This is a genomic window from Flavobacterium sp. DW-iso2 (assembly GCF_058725285.1).
In genome coordinates, this window is record NZ_JBZXDY010000006.1 from 41,164 (window position 1) to 61,330 (window position 20,167).

The 20,167-nt window shown below is 35.3% G+C and carries 13 protein-coding genes; 1 reads left to right on the top strand and 12 read right to left on the bottom strand.

Translation table 11 applies throughout. The annotated features are described in order from the left end of the window. Positions 1 to 237: 237 nt before the first annotated feature. Positions 238 to 3,663, bottom strand: coding sequence for a DUF8693 domain-containing protein (locus AC4PRO_RS05835; protein ID WP_492116661.1), 3,426 nt, complete (start codon positions 3,661 to 3,663; stop codon positions 238 to 240). A 771-nt stretch (positions 3,664 to 4,434) separates the two neighbouring features. On the opposite strand from AC4PRO_RS05835, the gene AC4PRO_RS05840 reads away from it, so the two are divergent. Further along, positions 4,435 to 4,911: a regulatory protein RecX gene (locus AC4PRO_RS05840; protein WP_074720012.1), complete on the top strand. Its 477-nt coding sequence runs from the start codon at positions 4,435 to 4,437 to the stop codon at positions 4,909 to 4,911. A gap of 1 nt (position 4,912) precedes the next feature. On the opposite strand, the gene AC4PRO_RS05845 is transcribed toward AC4PRO_RS05840, so the two are convergent. The 11 genes from AC4PRO_RS05845 to bamH form a co-directional block, all read right to left on the bottom strand. Continuing rightward, positions 4,913 to 6,067, bottom strand: a complete 1,155-nt coding sequence (locus AC4PRO_RS05845; protein WP_492116662.1) for a beta-ketoacyl synthase N-terminal-like domain-containing protein — start codon at positions 6,065 to 6,067, stop codon at positions 4,913 to 4,915. A gap of 99 nt (positions 6,068 to 6,166) precedes the next feature. Beyond that, positions 6,167 to 7,438: an adenosylmethionine--8-amino-7-oxononanoate transaminase gene (gene bioA / locus AC4PRO_RS05850; protein ID WP_492116663.1), complete on the bottom strand. Its 1,272-nt coding sequence runs from the start codon at positions 7,436 to 7,438 to the stop codon at positions 6,167 to 6,169. A 26-nt stretch (positions 7,439 to 7,464) separates the two neighbouring features. Then, the gene (bioD, locus tag AC4PRO_RS05855) at positions 7,465 to 8,082 is read right to left on the bottom strand and encodes a dethiobiotin synthase (protein ID WP_492116664.1); all 618 of its coding nucleotides are present in this window, start codon (positions 8,080 to 8,082) and stop codon (positions 7,465 to 7,467) included. Between the two features lie 92 nt (positions 8,083 to 8,174). Further along, positions 8,175 to 8,339 carry a GxxExxY protein gene (locus AC4PRO_RS05860; RefSeq protein WP_492116665.1) on the bottom strand — a complete coding sequence of 55 codons (165 nt, stop codon included), beginning with the start codon at positions 8,337 to 8,339 and terminating at the stop codon, positions 8,175 to 8,177. 183 nt (positions 8,340 to 8,522) lie between these two features. Beyond that, a complete protein-coding gene (locus AC4PRO_RS05865) occupies positions 8,523 to 9,671 on the bottom strand; it encodes an aminotransferase class I/II-fold pyridoxal phosphate-dependent enzyme (protein ID WP_492116666.1) in 1,149 nt (382 codons plus the stop codon). A gap of 180 nt (positions 9,672 to 9,851) precedes the next feature. Further along, positions 9,852 to 10,133 carry a F0F1 ATP synthase subunit delta/epsilon gene (locus AC4PRO_RS05870; RefSeq protein ID WP_074720023.1) on the bottom strand — a complete coding sequence of 94 codons (282 nt, stop codon included), beginning with the start codon at positions 10,131 to 10,133 and terminating at the stop codon, positions 9,852 to 9,854. Positions 10,134 to 10,222: 89 nt separating this feature from the next. Continuing rightward, the gene (gene atpD / locus AC4PRO_RS05875) at positions 10,223 to 11,734 is read right to left on the bottom strand and encodes a F0F1 ATP synthase subunit beta (RefSeq protein WP_074720025.1); all 1,512 of its coding nucleotides are present in this window, start codon (positions 11,732 to 11,734) and stop codon (positions 10,223 to 10,225) included. A 252-nt stretch (positions 11,735 to 11,986) separates the two neighbouring features. Beyond that, complete coding sequence (locus AC4PRO_RS05880) at positions 11,987 to 13,564, bottom strand: SGNH/GDSL hydrolase family protein (protein ID WP_492116667.1); 1,578 nt, start codon at positions 13,562 to 13,564, stop codon at positions 11,987 to 11,989. A 30-nt stretch (positions 13,565 to 13,594) separates the two neighbouring features. Next, complete coding sequence (locus AC4PRO_RS05885) at positions 13,595 to 16,426, bottom strand: TonB-dependent receptor domain-containing protein (RefSeq protein ID WP_492116668.1); 2,832 nt, start codon at positions 16,424 to 16,426, stop codon at positions 13,595 to 13,597. Positions 16,427 to 16,722: 296 nt separating this feature from the next. Next, positions 16,723 to 18,570 (bottom strand): glutamine--fructose-6-phosphate transaminase (isomerizing), encoded by a 1,848-nt coding sequence (gene glmS / locus AC4PRO_RS05890; RefSeq protein WP_492116669.1) that lies wholly within the window; start codon positions 18,568 to 18,570, stop codon positions 16,723 to 16,725. 9 nt (positions 18,571 to 18,579) lie between these two features. After that, complete coding sequence (gene bamH / locus AC4PRO_RS05895) at positions 18,580 to 20,154, bottom strand: BamH family beta-barrel-assembly machinery protein (RefSeq protein WP_492116670.1); 1,575 nt, start codon at positions 20,152 to 20,154, stop codon at positions 18,580 to 18,582. Positions 20,155 to 20,167: the final 13 nt, after the last annotated feature.

The window sequence follows — 20,167 nt, forward strand, 5'->3', positions numbered from 1 at the left end:
ATGCAACTCACCGAAATGATTTTCCAGATACTAAATCACTATTTTTCATAATGTAAAAACCAGTTTTAAAACCCCTGTAGCAGCATAATATTCTCAAAAAAAGAATCAATTCTAAGTAGGTTTTAAAATAAAGATTCGTGAAATCATATACTCTAATACTTATAGAATTCTCCTTAAAAAAGGAGGGAATTAAGAAGAAGAAAAATAGAACCTAAAGTATCGCTATTATATAATAACTTAGTAAAGAATTTTTTGAGTAATGCTCTTCCCATTTTCTAGTATCACTTTTACTAAAAGCACACCTTTTCCAAAAGGCAAACTATTTACCAATAATTGGTTACTGTTCACTTTTATTTTTTTATAAATCTGCTTGCCCGAAACATCATAGATTAATACTGAATCGATCGCATCAAGTAAAGAACTTATTTTTATCTCTTTATTTTTATTAGAAATAAAAATTGTTTCGCCTAATAAATCAACATCTTTTGTCCCTAATGTTTTATTAGTATAGCGCAGCACAAAACGGTCATTAAACACCCCTGATGTTGTATTAAAAGTATAGTTATCTCTTTTTAAATTAGTGATCGTACTCATTAACTTATCTTCTAAAAAAACATCTTGATTAGAGAAAAAGCCATCGGTTTGGTCAATATTAATGGTAAAATCACCATCAATGGCACTCCTATACCCTAAAGGAACTCTATCATTTTCATCGAAAGGCAAAGCTCTACCTTGAATTACTAAATTTTTGTCTTGACTAACGCTATAAAAATCTACAAACTCCTGACCATCATTAGTTTCTCCATCATATGCGCTATCAATATCATTTGTAGCTCCATTTACATAACCAACTAAAGTTTGTTTAAAAGCACCTTGTTCATTGAATAAGTCTAACCAAATACGATTTTTTTCAATGACCTTAGGAGCATTTCCATTGACATTGCTTTGCTTGAAAAACTGAGCGTTGTTTCCTGATGTGCCAGATACTCGCATACTGTTATTAAATACAATAGATCCAGCTGCTTTACTTGACGCAATGAAACCTTGACACGCCCCTATTTTTCCAGTAGGAATAACTGGAACTGAATTTAAATCACTAGTAGCTTTTACTCCTCCTTTCTCTATCCCTACTCCTCCAGTTAAATTATAAGATGCATAATCGTCACCAGAATAAGCAAAAGCACCTGTACCAGGATTGGAAACTCCTACACCGATCATTGTGTTATGAGTCCAAAAATAAAGAGTTCCATTTAGGATATCCGAATTAATCTCCAAAAAAGTATCGGCGTCGATAGCTGAAGGATAAGGATTACCCAAAAGATAAGATGCGTTTGGATTATTGACTGTAATAGAAATATTTCCATTATTTGGCACTCCTACAAATGTAGCTTCTAAAAAAGAGAGCGGATTTACTGATATTGGTCCTGGACCTCTAATAATATATCCTTGCCCAGTAACCATTGTAGTAGCAGCCGATTCACTTTTCCAATCTTCTGAGGTTGCATTTACAAAATAGGAATAGAATATGCTGCCAGCAAGGCTCGAAGGATTATACGAAATTCCACCTGCACCACCCAACTTCAAAGGTGATACTGGAGTAGACCAATAGGTATAATCTGTGTTACGAACTCCCGTATTTGTTATCCTTTGGTACGTAATATTTCCTGAATTGGGAGTACTAAGCACTTCTTTTTCTTGTACTAAACTTGCCTTATCCAAAAAAGTAAGTGTTCCACTTCCTAAAATTGCAACTTGATTAGTCACTTTTAAGGTATGGCCTGGATTAAAAACCACCGTTCTTCCAGTATTTACTTGACAAGAACAACCTACTAAATCTGATGACGAAGAGTAATTACCATCAAAAACAATTGCATCGTTTATTGTTGGTGCGCTTGGCGACCATGAACCACTCCATGTAGAAGTAACAGATGCGTTTACTACACTATTACTAACTGCAGAAACACAACCGCCAATATTTTTAACAACTATCTGATAGGTTACTGGAATTAATCCTGTTTTAAAATTCGAAGCTTGATAGTTCTGTCCATTATCAAAACTATAAACGTCAGTTGCACTTTGCACCGTTACCGTAATAGTACCTGTATTTGTGATACAATCTGGTTGAGAAATAGTTGTAACTGGAGTCGTTAATAAAGGGTAAAAAGTTAATAACCTAACTTTTCCAAAACTACTCACACTACAATTACCCCCCGTCCTATTATAAACAATATCTACTCGATATTTGGCTGATTCAGATGGACTACCATTTATTATGTTCAAGGTAGCAGTTGTTGCTCCTGAAAAATGAGACCCGTCTACAACATTATTCCAAGACCCAGATGGAATTTGACTTTTCCATTGGTACGTAACAAGACCATTGGATGGGTTTGAAATTACTGCCGTATAAGAATAATTAGACCCATAACAAAGTTTTACATCTAATACAGATTGAGAAGGTGTAAGGACCGGTGAAGTGATGGCTACAATTTCATTTACTGAAAGAACAACCGTATTTGCAGTAACACTACAAGTTCCATTTGATACAACTACCTGAAATTGTGTTCCACTTGGATACTGAGCACTTCCAACGTTTGCCAACCTAATTTCATTGTTTATCGGTGTATCTGGATAAGTTGTATTACTAACTACACCAGAAAGCATTATAAAACTTGTATCCGTTGGCCTTTTATAAAACCAAGTGTATGTTAGATCCGTTCCAGAAGCTATAATCTTAAAGTTAACGATACTACCCTCACAATCTAGCTCATTTATGGGTTGTAAAGTAATAATCGGTGAAGCATTTACAATTACCGAAATAGTATTAGAAGTAGTATACACAGTACTTCCGTAAAAGGTACTAGTATTTAAAGTAGCTAAATAAGTACCAGACTGACTAGCTGTAAAACTTGGATTTTGCGCGATACTAGTTGTAATCGTATCATCTGGTGCTTTAATTGACCAAGAATAATTAACCCCAGTTGTACCGCCGTTCGCAACGGTCGTACCAGCAGTTCCAGAAAAAGAGCATACTAAATTAACAATCTCGTTTTGACAAACTGGTGAATTGGAGCTTGCAACAGCTGTAATTGTACCACCACCTTGATTTATTTGATCAAAAGTAAGTTCTGCATTCCCCGAACCTTTACATACTGCAAACTTTACAGTTCCAATATAAACAGCAACATTATTATTACATGTTCCTCCATTATCGAATTTTCCAGGAGAATTTATTACAATACTCGTTTTTTCAGGGAACCGAATAAAATTATTCCCAGAAAACTGCACTAAAGCCGAAGCATCTATTTTTAGATTTAAAGTCCTTACATCAACATCAGCACCTACGATTAAATTACTTAAACTCCCTTGTCCAACAACCAATCCACCAAAATCGTTTGGCGTACTACTATTAATTGTAATTGAATGGCCGTTTTGGATTGTCACAATTCCTGCTCCTGCAAATTGCCCAGGAAAGCCTTGAGGCTCAGTCCCTGAAGGCAATGCCCAAGTAGCCCCATTAAAATATTGCCAACTTGCAAGACTTGTCCAATTTCCAGATCCTGTAGAGCGATAATCCCCAACTGATTGAGAAAACATACCATTTGCAAACAAAAACAAAACAAAAAGAAAAAAATTAGTCTTGAGTAAAGTTGTCTTCATATTCATACAGCAGATTAAGAGATTAGGCACTCCAATTATTGATAAATAAAAGAAATATCAATAGGCTAAAAAAATTTAGTCGTCAATCTACTTTTTTCCTCGCCAAAGAGCTCTTTTTCCTACTATAAAAAAATGAACTGCCTAAAAACGTTAGTTTTCAAACACATAGCTGCCAAATAAAATCCCAAACAACAGCACTAAATGAAAATTATTTCCTTGATAAAAGAACCCGTTTAAACAAAAACAGAGTTGTTATTACCCTCTACTAAAAGCATTACCATGAAGGTCTACTGCAAAAATTAATAGACCAGAAACGACATTGGACACTAAAATTAAATTAGCCTAATATTATAACTGCATTAAGACCTTTTTCGTAATCTCCAATAATTAGAAGTGCGCCACAAAAAAAATCTCTTGAATTAATGGCCTATTGTGCAATTACAATCTCATAAAAACCCCACGTTTTCGCAATCGGGTTTCCATAACCTTTCTAATTTACTAATTAAAATGAACCAAGATTTTTAGCCGAAACACCTATAGAAATCATTTCTTTTAAAAGGTAAAAACTCCATAAAAAATAAAACAAGGTCGTCATCTTGTATTAAAATCAGCTAAAAAAACTGATATACATTATTTTACAATCCATTTTCCATCAAAAACTCGTAATTTATTGACAGTAAGTAAAGAAATTTTTTCCCTGAACACATCAATTTAATATAGCAACTAGTACCCTATATTGACTAGAAATACTTAATTTCCCCACTTCAAAAATTAAAAATGAAGGAAGTATATTCCATAAAAGAGGCTACAAACAAAATTGAGCATTATTGTGCCTATCAAGAACGTTGTCACGAAGAAGTAGTCTCTAAATTATGGAGTATGAAACTGGATTCACAAGAAATTGATGAAATTATTGTTTATCTGATTGGTTCTAATTTCCTTAACGAAAGTCGCTTTGCCTGCAGTTTTGCTAGGGGAAAGCATCGTATCAAGCACTGGGGAAATATTAGAATTGTAAACGAATTAAAGTTCCGAAAGATTTCGACCTATAATATCAATTTAGCACTCAAAGAAATTACTACAGAAGAATATACTGCTACTTTTCATTCCTTGGCCGAAAGGCATTGGGAGACCATTCGAGAAACCAATTCGTTAAAAAAGCGAAAGAAATTTTGCGATTACCTACTTAGGCGGGGATTCGAGAGCAATTTAGTTTACGAGAAAGTGAAAGATTTAGAAAGCGATTCAATATAGCTTACAAAGACAACAAAATACTCACCGCATTACCACCAAAACCTACTGCATTTACCATCACTTTCTTAATGGATTTGGTTTGAATTTGCGCTTTTGCAAAAGGAACTCCAATAAAGGTATCATGTTGCATCATCAGGATCGCTAATTCTAAACTCAACATCCCCGAAGCCCCAAAAGTGTGTCCTATTTTCCACTTATTAGTCGTGAGCAACGGTAGGCTTTCGCCAAAGACAATCCCGATCGCTTTATATTCGGACAAATCGCCCTTTATAGTTCCCGGAGCATGCATCACGATCACATCGACTTCAGAAGGATCTGTATTTTGCAGGGCCATTTTCATTGATTTTTGAAAACAAGTTGCTTCCGCAGAAATGGATATGTTATGTTCTAAAATTTCAGTACCATATCCTATAGCTTCTACATAAGCCACGGCATTTTCCTTTCTTCCTATTTCGAGACAGCAAACAGCTGCACCTTCACCCAGAATCATGGTGTTTTGGGTTTTATCTAAATCCAATGCGCGATTAGGGAAGTCCTCGTCACTTCTGGAATATATTTTCAATGCCCGCATTTGCGCAATGGTAAAGTCGGTTAAAGGCGCTTCGCTTCCTCCCACCAGAAATTTATCAGCCATACCTGCTTTTAACCAAGCCACCCCATTTAAAACAGCATGCAACGCCGTCGAACAAGTGATTGAGTGTGAGATTTCTGGGCCTGTACTTTGTAAATCATGAGCCACCCAAGAAGAAATATTCCCTAAGGTAGTTGTTGGCGAAGCTAAGGTTTGAGCTTTACCGGTTTCTAAATACTCCTGATGGTGTTTTTCGAATAAATCCGTCGCACCGCGAGAAGAACCAATATTAATTCCGAACACATCGTCTGGATTCCAACCTGCATTTTTAATTGCTATACGCGAAGCAGCCATTGCATATAAAACAGACTTGTCGAGAAACTTGTATTTAACATCCGACTGTTTCAATAAAGAAACTGCTTCATTTGAATTTTCATTGAGCTTCGCAACTAGAGTCTTTGAACCATCTAAATCATGCTCCGTAAAACAATGATCTGAAATTTGGTATTTCTCCCAAACCGTTTTTGAATCATTGCCTAATGGAGAAATGGAAGCTATAGCCGTTATGGAAATTGTTTTTGACAAAATATTTTATTTAGCCGCAAAGGTCGCAAAGTTTTCTGCAAAGTTCACAATGGTTCTGTAAAAATAATAAAGTCGAAGCGTACCTTATTGTTAAAAAAATTAGACTATTTCCAACGCATTCTCGACTACATCGTACACTTTTTGCAATTGTGCATCGGTAATAACATAAGGCGGCAAAATGTAAATTATATTACCTACTGGACGCAGGATAATTCCGTTTTCAATAAAGAAATTATAGAGTTTGTTGCGCAACGATCCGTAATAACTAGCTACACTCTCGGTTTTTATTTCTAAGGCAAAAATAACACCTAATACTCGCGTTGTAACCACTTTCGGATGGGATTCAACACGATTAATAAAACTCAAATGACTTTTATTAATTCGAGCAATATTATGTTGCATTTCATCAGTTTCCAATAGTTTCAAGCTCGCCAAAGCCGCAGCACAACCCGTTGGGTTAGCCGTAAAAGTATGACCATGAAAAAGGGCTTTATTCACATCTTCATCATAAAAACCATCAAATATTTCTTGAGTAAAACTTGTAATCGCCATTGGAATCGCTCCACCAGTCAGCGCTTTAGATAGACACATCATGTCTGGCGATTCTTGAAGATAATTACTGGCAAAATTTCGACCCGTTTTACCAAAACCCGTCATCACTTCATCCGCGATAGTAAAGACTTGGTGTTTTTTGCAAATAGAAATCAGTTTATCTAATTCGGATGCTTCGTACATCACCATCCCTGCCGCACCTTGAACCAAAGGCTCAAAAATAAATGCAGCATATTCCTTGGTGGCAACCAAATTTTCTAACGTTTCAATACTTTGCTTCTCATTTCCTGCAGTTGGCACCGGAATACGCACTACTTCAATCATGGAGTCTTTAAAAGCTTCCACGAAAAAAGAAATTCCGCTTGCCGCCATAGCACCAAAAGTATCGCCATGAAAAGCATTTTCGAAAGCTATAATCTTAGTTTTCTTGATTCCATTATTATAAAAAAACTGCATGGCTACTTTAATTGCAATTTCAACAGCAGTAGATCCATTATCAGAATAAAAAAGTTTCTGTTGGTTTTTAGGTAATATCGCCGTTAACTTCTCCGACAATAAAACTGCCGGTTCATGCGTAAACCCGCCAAAAAGAACATGCTCAAGCGTCGTAAGTTGTTTGTAAATCGCATCAGCGATGATCGGATTACTGTGCCCAAAAGGATTGACCCACCAGGATGCAATAGCATCTATGTATTCTTTTCCATCTTCATCCCAAAGCAAAGCTCCTTGCCCTTTTGTAATGGCGATATGTGCTTGCGCGGTTTTATGTTGGGTATACGGATGCCAATTATGCTTTTGATCTCTTTCTGATAGGCTCATTTAACTATAGCTTACTGATTATTAAATTATAAATTTTTCAGATTGTCTCTAAACAAATCTGCGTAATACTTTACTACATTTTGGTCAAAATAAGGCTCTTGCTCAATTCTGCCAATACACTTCACTGCTGTTTTGCTTAAGATGATTGATTCGGTAGCTTTGTTCTCGTCTCCGCTAAAGATGATTCCAGCAATGTGTAGCTTTCTACTTTTCAAAGCTTCAATAGTTAGTAAGGTATGATTTATACTCCCTAAATAATGGCGAGAAACTACAATCACCTTATAATCGGGCTGTATTAAATCAATCACGCAATCTAAATGATTCAAAGGTACAAAAACACCACCGGCACCTTCTATAACGAGATGATTATCCGTAGTAGGTTCCGTTATTTTTTCTAATTCGATAGGAATTCTATCAATTTCTGCAGCCAGATGTGGACTTGCAGCTGTATTCAAAGCATACGCATTAGGGTGGAATATAGATTTGCTGTTTGAAACTTTAGATTTCACTTTGTGCGTGTCTGAATTTTCTAAATCACCCGCTTGGATCGGTTTCCAATAATCAGCTTCTAAAGCCTCTGTTATGATTGACGATGCAATCGTTTTCCCTACATCAGTTCCGATTCCTGTTATAAATAGTTTCATATAAATTAGCCCGCGGATAATACTGATTTTACAGATTATCACTTATTATTTAAATTCTTTTTTCTGTCGTTTGTATATATAATACGTTTAAATTATGGCTCTTCACCAAAATTTAATAAAAGTCCAACTTCAATTTCTATTGCTTTTAGATAATTCATTAATTGCGCAACGTGAACATTCATAAGTAACTCGCAAGCTTTCAATTCAATTATAGATTTATTCTCAATTACCAAATCAGAATAATACTCCCCAATCAATTGACCCTTTAAATAGACCTTTATCGGAGTTTACGCTTCAACTTTATATCTATTATTCTTTAATTCAAAATACATCGCATTTTGATATATTTTTTCTAAAACCCATATCCAAACTGATTTTATCTATCATAATATACTTTTAAAATATCTTCTGTTATTTTTTTATGTAATAAATCACTCATTTTAAATCCGTGGGCAAAAAATAAATGTACCTAATAAATTCAATATTTCTGTTATTTCTTCCTGTGTGTTATAACTATGCAAACAAAACCGAAGTCGCTCCTGTCCTTCAGGAACCGTAGGCGAAAGTATCGCTTTAACATCAAACCCATTTTCCTGAAATTGTCTTGCCATTTTTTTTACATTTGCATTCCCTGGAATAATCGCAGATTGAATAGCCGACTTGCTTCGAACAAACAACGGTTTTAAACCTAATAAATTCTTTTGTTGATTGAAATGAATGATGTTAAGACGGAGTTTTTCAATGTTTTCTTTTTCTGTTTCCAAAGACTGATACGCCATTAAAATCGTGGCTACCGAATGTGGTGATAAAGCGGTGGTATAAATAAAGCTTCGCGCAAAATTCACTAAATAGCTTTTAAGATCAGAAGAACCTAAGACAACGGCTCCATGACAACCCAATCCTTTTCCGAACGTCATGATTCTGGCAAAAACATACTCTTGCAAATTCAACATTTGAATCAGTCCTTCGCCATTATCTCCAAAAACACCTAATGCATGCGCTTCATCAATAACCAAAAAGCAATTGTATTTATTAGAAACAGCAATTAATTCTTCAAGATTAGGCGTGTCGCCATCCATGGAGAAAACACTTTCAGTAACAATATAAATAGTAACGCCAAGATTGCGCTGAATTAACTTTTCGAGCGCTTCAAAGTCATTATGAGTAAACTTATACGCTTTAGCATTAGAAAGGCTAATTCCGTCCCGAATAGAAGCGTGACAGAGTTCGTCATATACTATCAGATCTCCTTTTTGAGGAACAGAACTGAAAAAACCCACATTAGCGTCGTAACCAGAATTAAATAGTAAAGCAGCGTCTGATTGATGAAACTGGGCAATAGAATTTTCGGTTGTTTGGTATAACGGATGATTTCCTGAAATTAACCGGGAACCTGTTGCTCCATTTTGAGTAAACCTATGATCAACTAAATACTGATGTGTGGCATTGAAAATGTCCCTTGATTTAGAAAAACCAATATAATCATTAGAATTAAAGTCTGTCAAAGCAGTTGCTTTTGGTAATATCCTAAGCGCATTTTCTGCTTCGCGAACAATTAATTTTTGAGTAAGATTTTGCGGTAATTCCATATGGTCAAATTTAGAAATTTATCCCTTAATTCAAGCACTATTTTTTTTAGCCCGGATTGCAGTGAAAATCCTTTTGTCCCGATTTTTATCGGGGCAAAAGATTGCAACGAAAAGCCGGAATAGCTCCAAAAAAAAAGCCAAACAGTACTGTTTGGCTTTTTTACTTTATTTAGAATTGTCCTAGTCAACTAAAACAATTACTTTATTGTCTTTCATTTCTAACGTTCCAGATGAAATAGATAAAGTGTAATTTTGATCATCTACTTTCGTAAACAAAGCAACTACTTCTTTACTAAACACTAAACTTGGAGCAGTAATACTTACCGTTCCTTTTTGAAGTAATGAAACTATAGGCGCGTGATTATTTAAAATTTGAAAACTTCCATCAACACCAGGTACAGATATTGAAGTTATTTCTCCTTTGAACAATGATGCTTCCGGTGATACTATTTCTAAAATCATAATTTTTAAAATTCCAAATTTTAAATTCCAAATCCCAATTGTTGGAATTTGGAATTTTATTTTTTTGAGTTTATCAAGCTTTGCTTGTTTTATGCTTCCGCTAACATTTTTTCTCCAGCTTCGATAGCTTCTTCAATAGTACCTTTAAGGTTAAAAGCTGATTCTGGTAGGTGATCTAACTCACCATCGATAATCATATTAAATCCTTTGATAGTGTCTTTGATATCAACTAAAACTCCTTTTAAACCTGTAAATTGCTCTGCAACATGGAATGGTTGAGATAAGAAACGTTGAACACGACGTGCTCTAGAAACCGCTAATTTATCTTCTTCCGATAATTCTTCCATACCTAGAATCGCAATAATATCTTGCAATTGTTTGTATTTTTGAAGAATCTCTTTTACTCTTTGTGCACAGTCATAATGCTCATCACCAAGAATTTGTGGTGTTAAGATACGAGAAGTAGAATCTAACGGATCAACCGCTGGATAAATACCAAGCTCAGCAATCTTACGAGACAATACTGTAGTTGCATCAAGGTGAGCAAAAGTTGTTGCTGGTGCTGGATCTGTTAAATCATCTGCAGGTACGTAAACCGCTTGTACAGATGTAATAGAACCTTTGTTTGTAGATGTGATACGTTCTTGCATCGCTCCCATTTCGGTAGCTAATGTTGGTTGGTATCCTACTGCAGATGGCATACGACCTAAAAGTGCCGAAACCTCAGAACCTGCTTGTGTAAAACGGAAGATATTATCAACGAAAAACAAAACGTCTTTCCCTTGATCTGTTCCTGCTCCATCACGGAAATACTCAGCGATAGATAGTCCTGAAAGTGCTACACGAGCACGAGCTCCAGGTGGCTCATTCATTTGTCCGAAAACGAAAGTAGCTTTAGACTCTCTCATTCCTGGCATATCTACTTTAGATAAATCCCATCCTCCATTTTCCATAGAGTGCATGAATTCATCACCGTATTTTATAATTCCTGACTCTAACATCTCACGAAGTAAGTCATTTCCTTCACGTGTTCTTTCTCCTACTCCTGCGAATACAGAAAGTCCACCGTGACCTTTTGCGATATTGTTAATCAACTCTTGGATCAACACTGTTTTACCAACACCTGCACCACCGAACAATCCAATTTTACCCCCTTTTGAGTAAGGCTCAATTAAATCAATTACTTTAATACCTGTGAATAACACTTCAGATGAAGTTGATAGATCCTCGAATTTAGGAGCTTGACGGTGAATTGACATTCCGTTTTCTCCTGTTTTTGGCAAGTTTCCTAGACCATCGATTGCATCTCCGATTACGTTGAATAAACGACCGTAAACATCAGCACCAATCGGCATTTGGATAGGATTTCCTGTTCCAACTACTTCATAACCTCTACTCAAACCATCTGTTGAGTCCATCGAAATGGTACGAACGGTGTTTTCACCAATGTGAGATTGTACTTCAAGCACTAATAAAGTACCATCTTTTTTTGTGATTTCTAACGAATCATAAATTTTTGGAAGTTCAACATCTACGCCGTTGAAAACTACGTCAACTACTGGGCCAATGATTTGGGCAACTTTTCCTATTACTTTTGACATTACTTATGTATTTATTAAATAGCTATTTAGGTTTATGAAATAGAACTAACCGATTCGTATCGATTAGACCCTTTTATCAGGGTGCAAAGATAATTTTTTAAAATAAAAAATCAATATTTTTTTATATAAAAAACACGAAAAAATAAAAAGGTGTTTTTTAAATGAAAACTGATCTCAATAAAGCGGTACTAAAACAAAAACCATTCGACTTTCGACGAATGGTTTTTCATTTTTTATTTAAACAGCTTTAAATTAAAGTGATTTTGGAAACATAATACGATAATTACTTAAATCAACTCCTTTAAGATTTGAACCGTAAGTCATATTAATCGCTTCAATAAATTTGTTTGCAATTAGAGCATAACCCCTTGGACTTGGGTGAACCCCATCCAAAGAAAATCCTCCTCCTGTAACAAAAGTACTAGTAACCGTATAACCATTCGCAGTAACACCTCCACTTACTAATTTATCCATCAAAGCCTTAGCATCTACAAAAGCTAATCCTTTAGCTGTTGCTGCCGCTTTAATTGTTACGTTAAAAGCATCTGTAGCTATTCTCAACTCTTCAATTTCAGCAGGAATTAACACATGCTTATCTGCTAAGGGATAGCTGATACCATATTTTCCAAGTGTAGCAGGAATCCCCGGAGGAAGCGCTGCAGCTGTTCCAATCACACCTTTAGTACTTAAAGGGATTAAATCCCCTATTTTTGTTTGCCTAACTTTACCAAAGGTCGCCCCAAGATAGGGAGCCAAAGCTGCCAATTGAGGACTACCACTATTTTGCGCTGCAAAAGTAATTGAAGCACTTAGGTCAGATAATGATTCGTCTTTGATTAAAAGAGGGCTGGCCGCAGTTGGAGTTAATAATTTAATTCTATCACCAGCACCTAATGCAGTTAAAATTTGATTTAATGGGCCATACAACGAAGCATTTAAAGCACCTATAGTCGCAACATCACCTGCACTAACAGCAGGCTGAGCTTTTAACTCATCCCCATCAACAAAATAAGTGTATGGAGCAACAGGAGCAATAGGAATTGTTGTGAAATTTGGCAAAGTATTTACATATGGCAAATTTGCAATTACTCCTTTTGCACCTTTTTCAGTTAATTTATTAATCAGCTCATTATATGAAGCATCAAATCCTACACCGATACCCCCTGCTGAAGGAGTTATTTTATCAATCGCAAGATCACCACCCGCCAGAGCATACCCTAAAACATCATTACCACCTATCCACACAGAAAAGAAACTAGGAGTTTGTGTTAATGCATCTGCCAAAGCCGTAGTACCAGCTCCAGAAGCAAATCTTGCAAAATATGGATTCCCTAATGAACTACCATAACCAGGCATCACTAAATTAATACATTTTGCACCAGGTATTCCCATATTATTAAATTGTCCAGTCAACTTAGCTGTTATCGAAGTCGTTGTAGGCCCAACAACTGGAGCAGGACCAGCTCCAACTGTTAAGCTTCCTGGGAAAAAATAGAGCCTTGTTCCAAATTGAGGAATCTGAACACCTCCGATAGAAAACCCTCCAATATTATCTGACATAAGCGGAGTTGTGAATGCTCCCCCGCCTACTAACGCGAACTGCTGAGACAAAATATTTGGATAAGCACCCTCTTGTCCTTTTATAAACAAAGCACTATCACTGTAACCTGCAGCAAAAGAGTCTCCTAATGCTACATATTTTGAAAAATTAGCAGAACCAGCCGTAAGAGCCATTCCATCAGATGAATCAGGATTTATTACCGCATCATCATTATTACATGCTACAAAGCTTAATGAAACCAGTAGTAGCCATTTGAAATTTTTTATCATGGTTGTATTTTTTTTAAAATTTAATAAGTATTACGGGTTAATTGTCCAAGAAGCAAAATATTGTTGCCCTATTAATCCAGCACCTAATACTTGTGCATACTCTTTCCCTCCAATATTTGAAGCTCCTAACTTAAGTGTTGATTTTAACTTAGGAAATTCATAATTGATTTGAGCGTCAATCACAGTAGCAGCATCGATCACACCATCTACCATTGTAGATTGCCATAAATACGCAGTACTATATCTTCCACTTACATTAAAACCAAAGTTTTTAAATAATTTTTCGTTTCCAAATGATGCTTTTACTTTATGTTTCGGCGTATTAAACCCAGCTTCAAAACTAGGATCTTTCGCTTGATCATATTTAAATTCAGCATAATTATAATTAACACCTACTTCAAAATCTCTGTATACTTTTCTAGATAAACCTAAACCAAAACCAAGTGATTTAATCTCAACACCTGTGTTTGTGTACAATTGAAAAACTCTAGTATCTCCATTTTTCAAAGCTTGTAAAGCCTTCACTCCTTCTGGATTAGTTAACCCACCTCCATCTAAAGCATCTCCATATAAAGGAGCTACCACATTAAGGTTACCAATAAAGTCATTGTAAATATTATAGTAGCCATTAACATCAACAGAAACTCCTTCAATAAACGAACGATACCCTAATTCAAAAGCCTTTACTGTTTCCGGTTTAACATAATTAATATTGGTTTTCACTAGCTTACTAGCATCTCCACCCACCCCAAACGCAGCTGCTGACGAAGCTGTATAAGAATTATCATATGCTATCTGACCCGTAATAGCAATTGTAGATTGTCCTTGATTAACCAACTGGCCATTAGTCGAAATAGATAATGTTTCACTATATCTAGCTAAGTTATCTGGAGCCGACCCTAATAAAACTGCACTTCCTACATTAAATCCTATATACTGATCTTGCGTAGATGGATTTCTAAAACCGGTTTGAAACGACCCTCTAAAATTATGCCTTCTACTTTCACCACCAGAATATACAAGAGACACCCTTGGCGAAATATTTCCATCATAATTTTGTGCTTTATCATAACGCACAGATCCCGTAAATTTCAATCTGTCATCCATTAATTTTTTTGTCAACTGCGTATAAGCGCCATACTCATTATAATATATTGGCCCATTTGCATCTGTATATATTCTTCCACCAGAGTTTAACTGATATTGTCTAAAAGATCCCCCTACCTGAATTTCGGCAAAATCAATCAGCTCTCTAAAGTTATAATTTGCATCTGAATGATATATTCTAGAATTATCAACCAATTTAGATCCAGAAAGAACATTCGCTTCATTAGTCACTTTATTAAAAGCGGCTTTAAACTCAGGTGTTCCAGGCAATAATCTAGTTCCTCTTGGTGCACTTGGATCTTTCAGATCTATATTAGGAATCAGACCTAGTCCTGCTGGAGAAATATTGTAATCTGCAAAATTTCTAGCAGCTATATGTGCTTCTTTACCATTAAGCCCTAATATAAGAGAACTATTTGCATAAGCATTTCCATAATCTGTGAACCAGTTCTTGTCAGACTTCGCTAATCTATTTATATTAAGACCTGTAAAAAGCATATCATATGAATTTCCACCATCTTCTGTGGTAGTATACCCTCTTACGAAAAAGTTTTTTCCTTTTATTTCTAATTTATGTTGTTGCATAAAAAAATTATTCAGGTAATACCTATTCGCACCCTGATAAACGGCATTACCAAAACCAAATTTACTTTGCCAAATCACTTCTAAATTATCATTCCCTAAAGGCCTGTAGTGAAGCGAAAAGTCGATTTTAGTATTACTTGCTTTATTATCTGTCAAATCAGTCTCATTGTAACCTGTTCTAGAAACCTTATCACTAGGTAAAGTTGGCGCGGTAATAACTATAGCAGCTTCATCTCCATATACATTAATCCCATCATAACCGTAATGACTTCTATCTCTTCCTGCAACGGTTTTATCGTTATAGTTTGTAGCATACCAGTCTGTACCACGCAAATACGTAAAGTTAGCTTTAGCAGCTAATTTTGAACTAAAAGCATGTGCCATTCTAATTCCATAGTCAACATAATCATTAGAACCAGCAGCCTTTTGACTTGTTTGTCCAAATTTAGCATAAGCAGTAATTCCCGGACTTGTAAACGGGCTTTTACTGTTCATAAACAAAACACCATTAAATGCATTTGCACCATACAAGGCAGAAGAGGCCCCTGGTAATAGCTCAACACTTTGAACATCAATTTCCGAAACTCCAATCAGGTTTCCTAACACGAAGTTTAATAAAGGAGAAGAGTTATCCATTCCGTCAACTAACTGCATGAAACGGGTATTTGCCACAGTTGCAAAACCACGGGTATTAACCGATTTAAAAGACAAACTACTTGTATTCATTTGTACTTCTTTCATGTTTTCTAAACCGTCATAAAAAGAAGCAGATGCCGTCTTTTTAATATCAGCAATTCCCATTCTTTCTATGGTAACCGGAGATTCTAAAACTCTTTCAGGAGTTCTCGAAGCCGACACCACAATCTCATTAAGTAAGTTTGCCTCATCTTTTAGAACAATACTTATTTTTTGATTGTTAGAAGTAACACTTACTTTAGTTGAATTAAACCCAACACTTGAAATTTCGATCACATAAGGCAACCGGATTGATGAGTTAAGAGTAAAATTTCCATCACCGTCAGTAACTGCGCTAGCGGCACTTCCAAGGACTTTAACATTGGCTCCTATAACTGCTTGATTATCACTATCAGTGACTGTGCCTGAAATTGAATTTTGAGCAAAACTTAAGCTGCAAAAAAACAATGACAAAAAAAGTAAATACATTTTCATTTGGTTGAATTTTATTGATTTAGATGACCAAAGTACAATTATTTTTAATATTAATAAAAAAAGGTTAAAAAAATTTCATTATTGTTACCTTTTTAGCGTCATTTTAACTTTTTCTATATTGTCATTTTATCAATTAAACCTAAAAATTCAGTCCTAAAATACCGAAATACTATGCATACATATAAAATATGTTAAAAAATTACGTTTATGATAAAAATTAAGCTTTTAAAAAAAGTTTTAAACAAAAAAAAAGCAAGATTCACATCTTGCTTTTTTTTCTGAATTTATTTAATTCCTTATTCTACTGTTACCGATTTTGCCAAATTTCTTGGCTGATCTACATTACAGCCTCTCATCACCGCGATATGGTATGATAAAAGTTGTAATGGTATTGTTGTAATCAACGGAGACAAGGCATCTGAAGTTTCAGGAATTTCAATCACATAGTCTGCTAACTCCCGAACTTGAGTGTCGCCCTTAGTTACTATGGCAATAATTCTTCCACTTCTAGATTTAATTTCTTGTATATTACTTACAATCTTATCATAATGGCCTTGCTTTGGAGCAATGACCACTACCGGCATCTGCTCATCAATTAAAGCAATTGGTCCGTGTTTCATTTCCGCTGCAGGGTAACCTTCAGCATGAATATAAGATATCTCCTTAAGTTTTAAAGCTCCTTCAAGTGCAACCGGAAAATTATAACCCCTTCCTAAATATAAACAGTTAGGCGCGTCTTTAAAAGTAGCTGCAATTTCTTTTGCACGATCGTTAGTTTCCAAAGCTTCTTTTACTTTCTCGGGAATTAACTCCAACTCCTGCAAGTACATATGGAAATCTGAAAGAGATAGCGTTCCTTTGGCTTTAGCTAGACGCAAAGCAATCATTGTCAACACAGTAATTTGTGTTGTAAACGCTTTAGTAGATGCAACACCTATTTCTGGGCCAGCATGCGTATAAGCACCAGCATGAGTTTCTCTGGAAATTGAAGAACCAACTACATTACAAACTCCAAAAACAAATGCTCCTTGTTCCTTTGCTAATTTAATCGCAGCCATAGTATCGGCTGTTTCGCCAGATTGCGAGATAGCAATTACTATATCGTTGCTATTGATTATTGGGTTTCTATATCTAAATTCTGACGCATATTCTACTTCTACGGATATCCTTGCGAACTCTTCAAAAATATATTCAGCTACTAAACCAGCATGCCATGATGTACCGCACGCCACTATAATAATTCTATCTGCATTTAGGAACTTTTCTAAATTATCCTCCACACCAGACATCTGAATAATTCCTTCATTGGCATGCAACCTACCTCTATAAGTATCCTTTATAACACTCGGTTGTTCGTATATCTCTTTTAACATAAAATGATCGTAACCCCCTTTTTCAATTTGCTCCAAATTCATTTGAAGCTCCTGAATATAAGGGTCTACCAAAGAATCATCTTTGATCTTTCTTACTTTCATAGATTTATGCAACCTAATAACTGCCATTTCACCATCTTCTAAATAGACTGCATTCGAAGTGTATTCAATAAATGGAGAAGCATCTGAAGCGATAAAATACTCTCCTTCACCAATACCAATTGCCAAAGGACTTCCTAGACGAGCTGCTACAATTTCATCTGGTTTTTTTTTATCAAAAACAGCAATCGCATAAGCACCTACCACTTGGTTAAGAGCAATTTGAACTGCTTTTCCTAGTTTAATATTTTCCTTCTTTTGTATTTCTTCAATAAGGTTAACTAATACTTCTGTATCCGTATCGGAATGAAAAGTATACCCTCTTTTTATTAATTCTACTTTTAGAGGAGCGTAATTCTCAATAATTCCATTATGAATTATTACTAACTCTCCCGAGTTAGAAAGGTGAGGATGTGAATTTACATCATTGGGAATACCATGTGTTGCCCAACGAGTATGTCCTATCCCGATTGTTCCGTTAGTAGTAATTTCTTTTGAAGCCTTTGCTTCAAGATCCACAACTTTTCCTTTTGTCTTACACAATTTAATGGCATCGCCATCATATATCATTACACCTGCGCTATCATAACCTCTGTACTCGAGTCTTTTTAATCCTTTCATAACAATAGGATAAGCTTCTCTATGCCCTATATAACCAACAATTCCGCACATATCTTATAATTAATTAGGTTTTGTATAATAAATTTCCAGTTTCAATCTTTTATCGTCTGCGACTGTTGATTTACCTCCGTAAAGGACTGTTCCTAAAGGACTCATAACAGAGGACTTAGGCAACTGAGATATAAAGTCATTTGCTGTTTTTAACTTATATGAAGTTATCGTATTTGTCGGATTTATATCTTCTGTAATTACTACACCTAGTTTGACATTAGTAGCCTCAACGTTTTTAATTAAATTTCTAATATGATTAGTTATTCTAAATTTATAAGTATTATCGTCTGTTTTTTCAGTATTTAAAATACCACTAAAAACAACTCTTCCATTCTTCGTATTTGTTCCCGAAGTTTGATCATTAATATAATCTGAAAGTGGGAGATTACTATTTAAATCATAAATGTAAATACGATTAGGCTTAGAAGCACCTCCTAAAGCAGTTGCATCAACATGAAAAACAAGACTAGCTTCATTAATTAACCATCCACTTTCTCTAATTGTCGCTAACTCTGTAGCATTAAATAATTCTAAAATTGCCATTGATCCTTCGCCTCCTTTTAGATACAATTTACTATCTCCAAGTGTTTTGTTAACATTTGCTGAGTTGGTTGCATCAGCATAGGAAGTAACAGTATTACTTTGATCCAACAAACTCACTTTATTTCCAGTAAACTTCAACACAATAGATTTTTCAACTCTAGTAGCATCCGTTAGAGAAGTATCTTCTTTGTATGTTATTGTTATTTTACCATCTTTTAAATCTAACAAAGCCATATTAGAAGGACTACTACCAGATTTTGCAACGTTAAAATACAACCCTCTGAAGTATTCCTTAAAAACATCGTTGTTAATTAATTTACCAGAAGCTGAACTTCCAAAAATTTTAGCTGCAAAGTAATCCTTATTCAAATCTAAACGCATCCATGGACCAAAACGAGTAACAACCTCTTTCCCATCGGTACCAGTAACTGTTGTTTTATAATCAGCAGCACTGAAGAAAAAAGCATCATTTTGACTTACATCCGAAGAATTATTCAAACGATTGCCCACTTTGACGGTGTTAAAATCAGAATTTTGATTCGTATAATATTTTTGCGCTTCTAGAAAACCAGTAGCTGGATCTAAATCCCTCATAAAATAACCAGACTCATACACGTTCAACATGATTTTTGCGTCTGTACCGCCATAAATTGAGTCTAAAGTAAATGTTCTGTCACCGTTAGTATCAGTAGATTTTAAAGTTTTAAAGTACGGAATCGTTAAAACCACACTCTCAATTACTGGATTATTTCCAATCGTTGGATTTGCCGATTCTAAAACTATTTGAGTTGCAAAATTTGCCGTGGTAGTACCAAAAGCAGGATTATCATAAACCCCTAGCGCATTTACATCAAGATTATTAGACTGTATAGGCCCTATTTTTTGATTATAAGCCACAACATTCGACGAGTATTTTACAAAATCAAAATGGTTATCTCCCAACAACCCATCTCCAATTGAATTATAATCTTTATCACATGAATAAAGAAAAACAACACACGCCACTAATAGAATTTTCTTAAAAAAAGAATTATTGTACATATTCGATAATAAA

Bases quoted from the DNA above. Each gene is read 5' to 3' on its own strand.
- glmS (WP_492116669.1), bottom strand. From the start codon at position 18,570: ATGTGCGGAATTGTTGGTTATATAGGGCATAGAGAAGCTTATCCTATT.
- AC4PRO_RS05880 (WP_492116667.1), bottom strand. From the start codon at position 13,564: ATGATAAAAAATTTCAAATGGCTACTACTGGTTTCATTAAGCTTTGTA.
- AC4PRO_RS05840 (WP_074720012.1), top strand. From the start codon at position 4,435: ATGAAGGAAGTATATTCCATAAAAGAGGCTACAAACAAAATTGAGCAT.
- bamH (WP_492116670.1), bottom strand. From the start codon at position 20,154: ATGTACAATAATTCTTTTTTTAAGAAAATTCTATTAGTGGCGTGTGTT.
- atpD (WP_074720025.1), bottom strand. From the start codon at position 11,734: ATGTCAAAAGTAATAGGAAAAGTTGCCCAAATCATTGGCCCAGTAGTT.
- AC4PRO_RS05870 (WP_074720023.1), bottom strand. From the start codon at position 10,133: ATGATTTTAGAAATAGTATCACCGGAAGCATCATTGTTCAAAGGAGAA.
- AC4PRO_RS05865 (WP_492116666.1), bottom strand. From the start codon at position 9,671: ATGGAATTACCGCAAAATCTTACTCAAAAATTAATTGTTCGCGAAGCA.
- AC4PRO_RS05835 (WP_492116661.1), bottom strand. From the start codon at position 3,663: ATGAATATGAAGACAACTTTACTCAAGACTAATTTTTTTCTTTTTGTT.
- bioD (WP_492116664.1), bottom strand. From the start codon at position 8,082: ATGAAACTATTTATAACAGGAATCGGAACTGATGTAGGGAAAACGATT.
- bioA (WP_492116663.1), bottom strand. From the start codon at position 7,438: ATGAGCCTATCAGAAAGAGATCAAAAGCATAATTGGCATCCGTATACC.
- AC4PRO_RS05885 (WP_492116668.1), bottom strand. From the start codon at position 16,426: ATGAAAATGTATTTACTTTTTTTGTCATTGTTTTTTTGCAGCTTAAGT.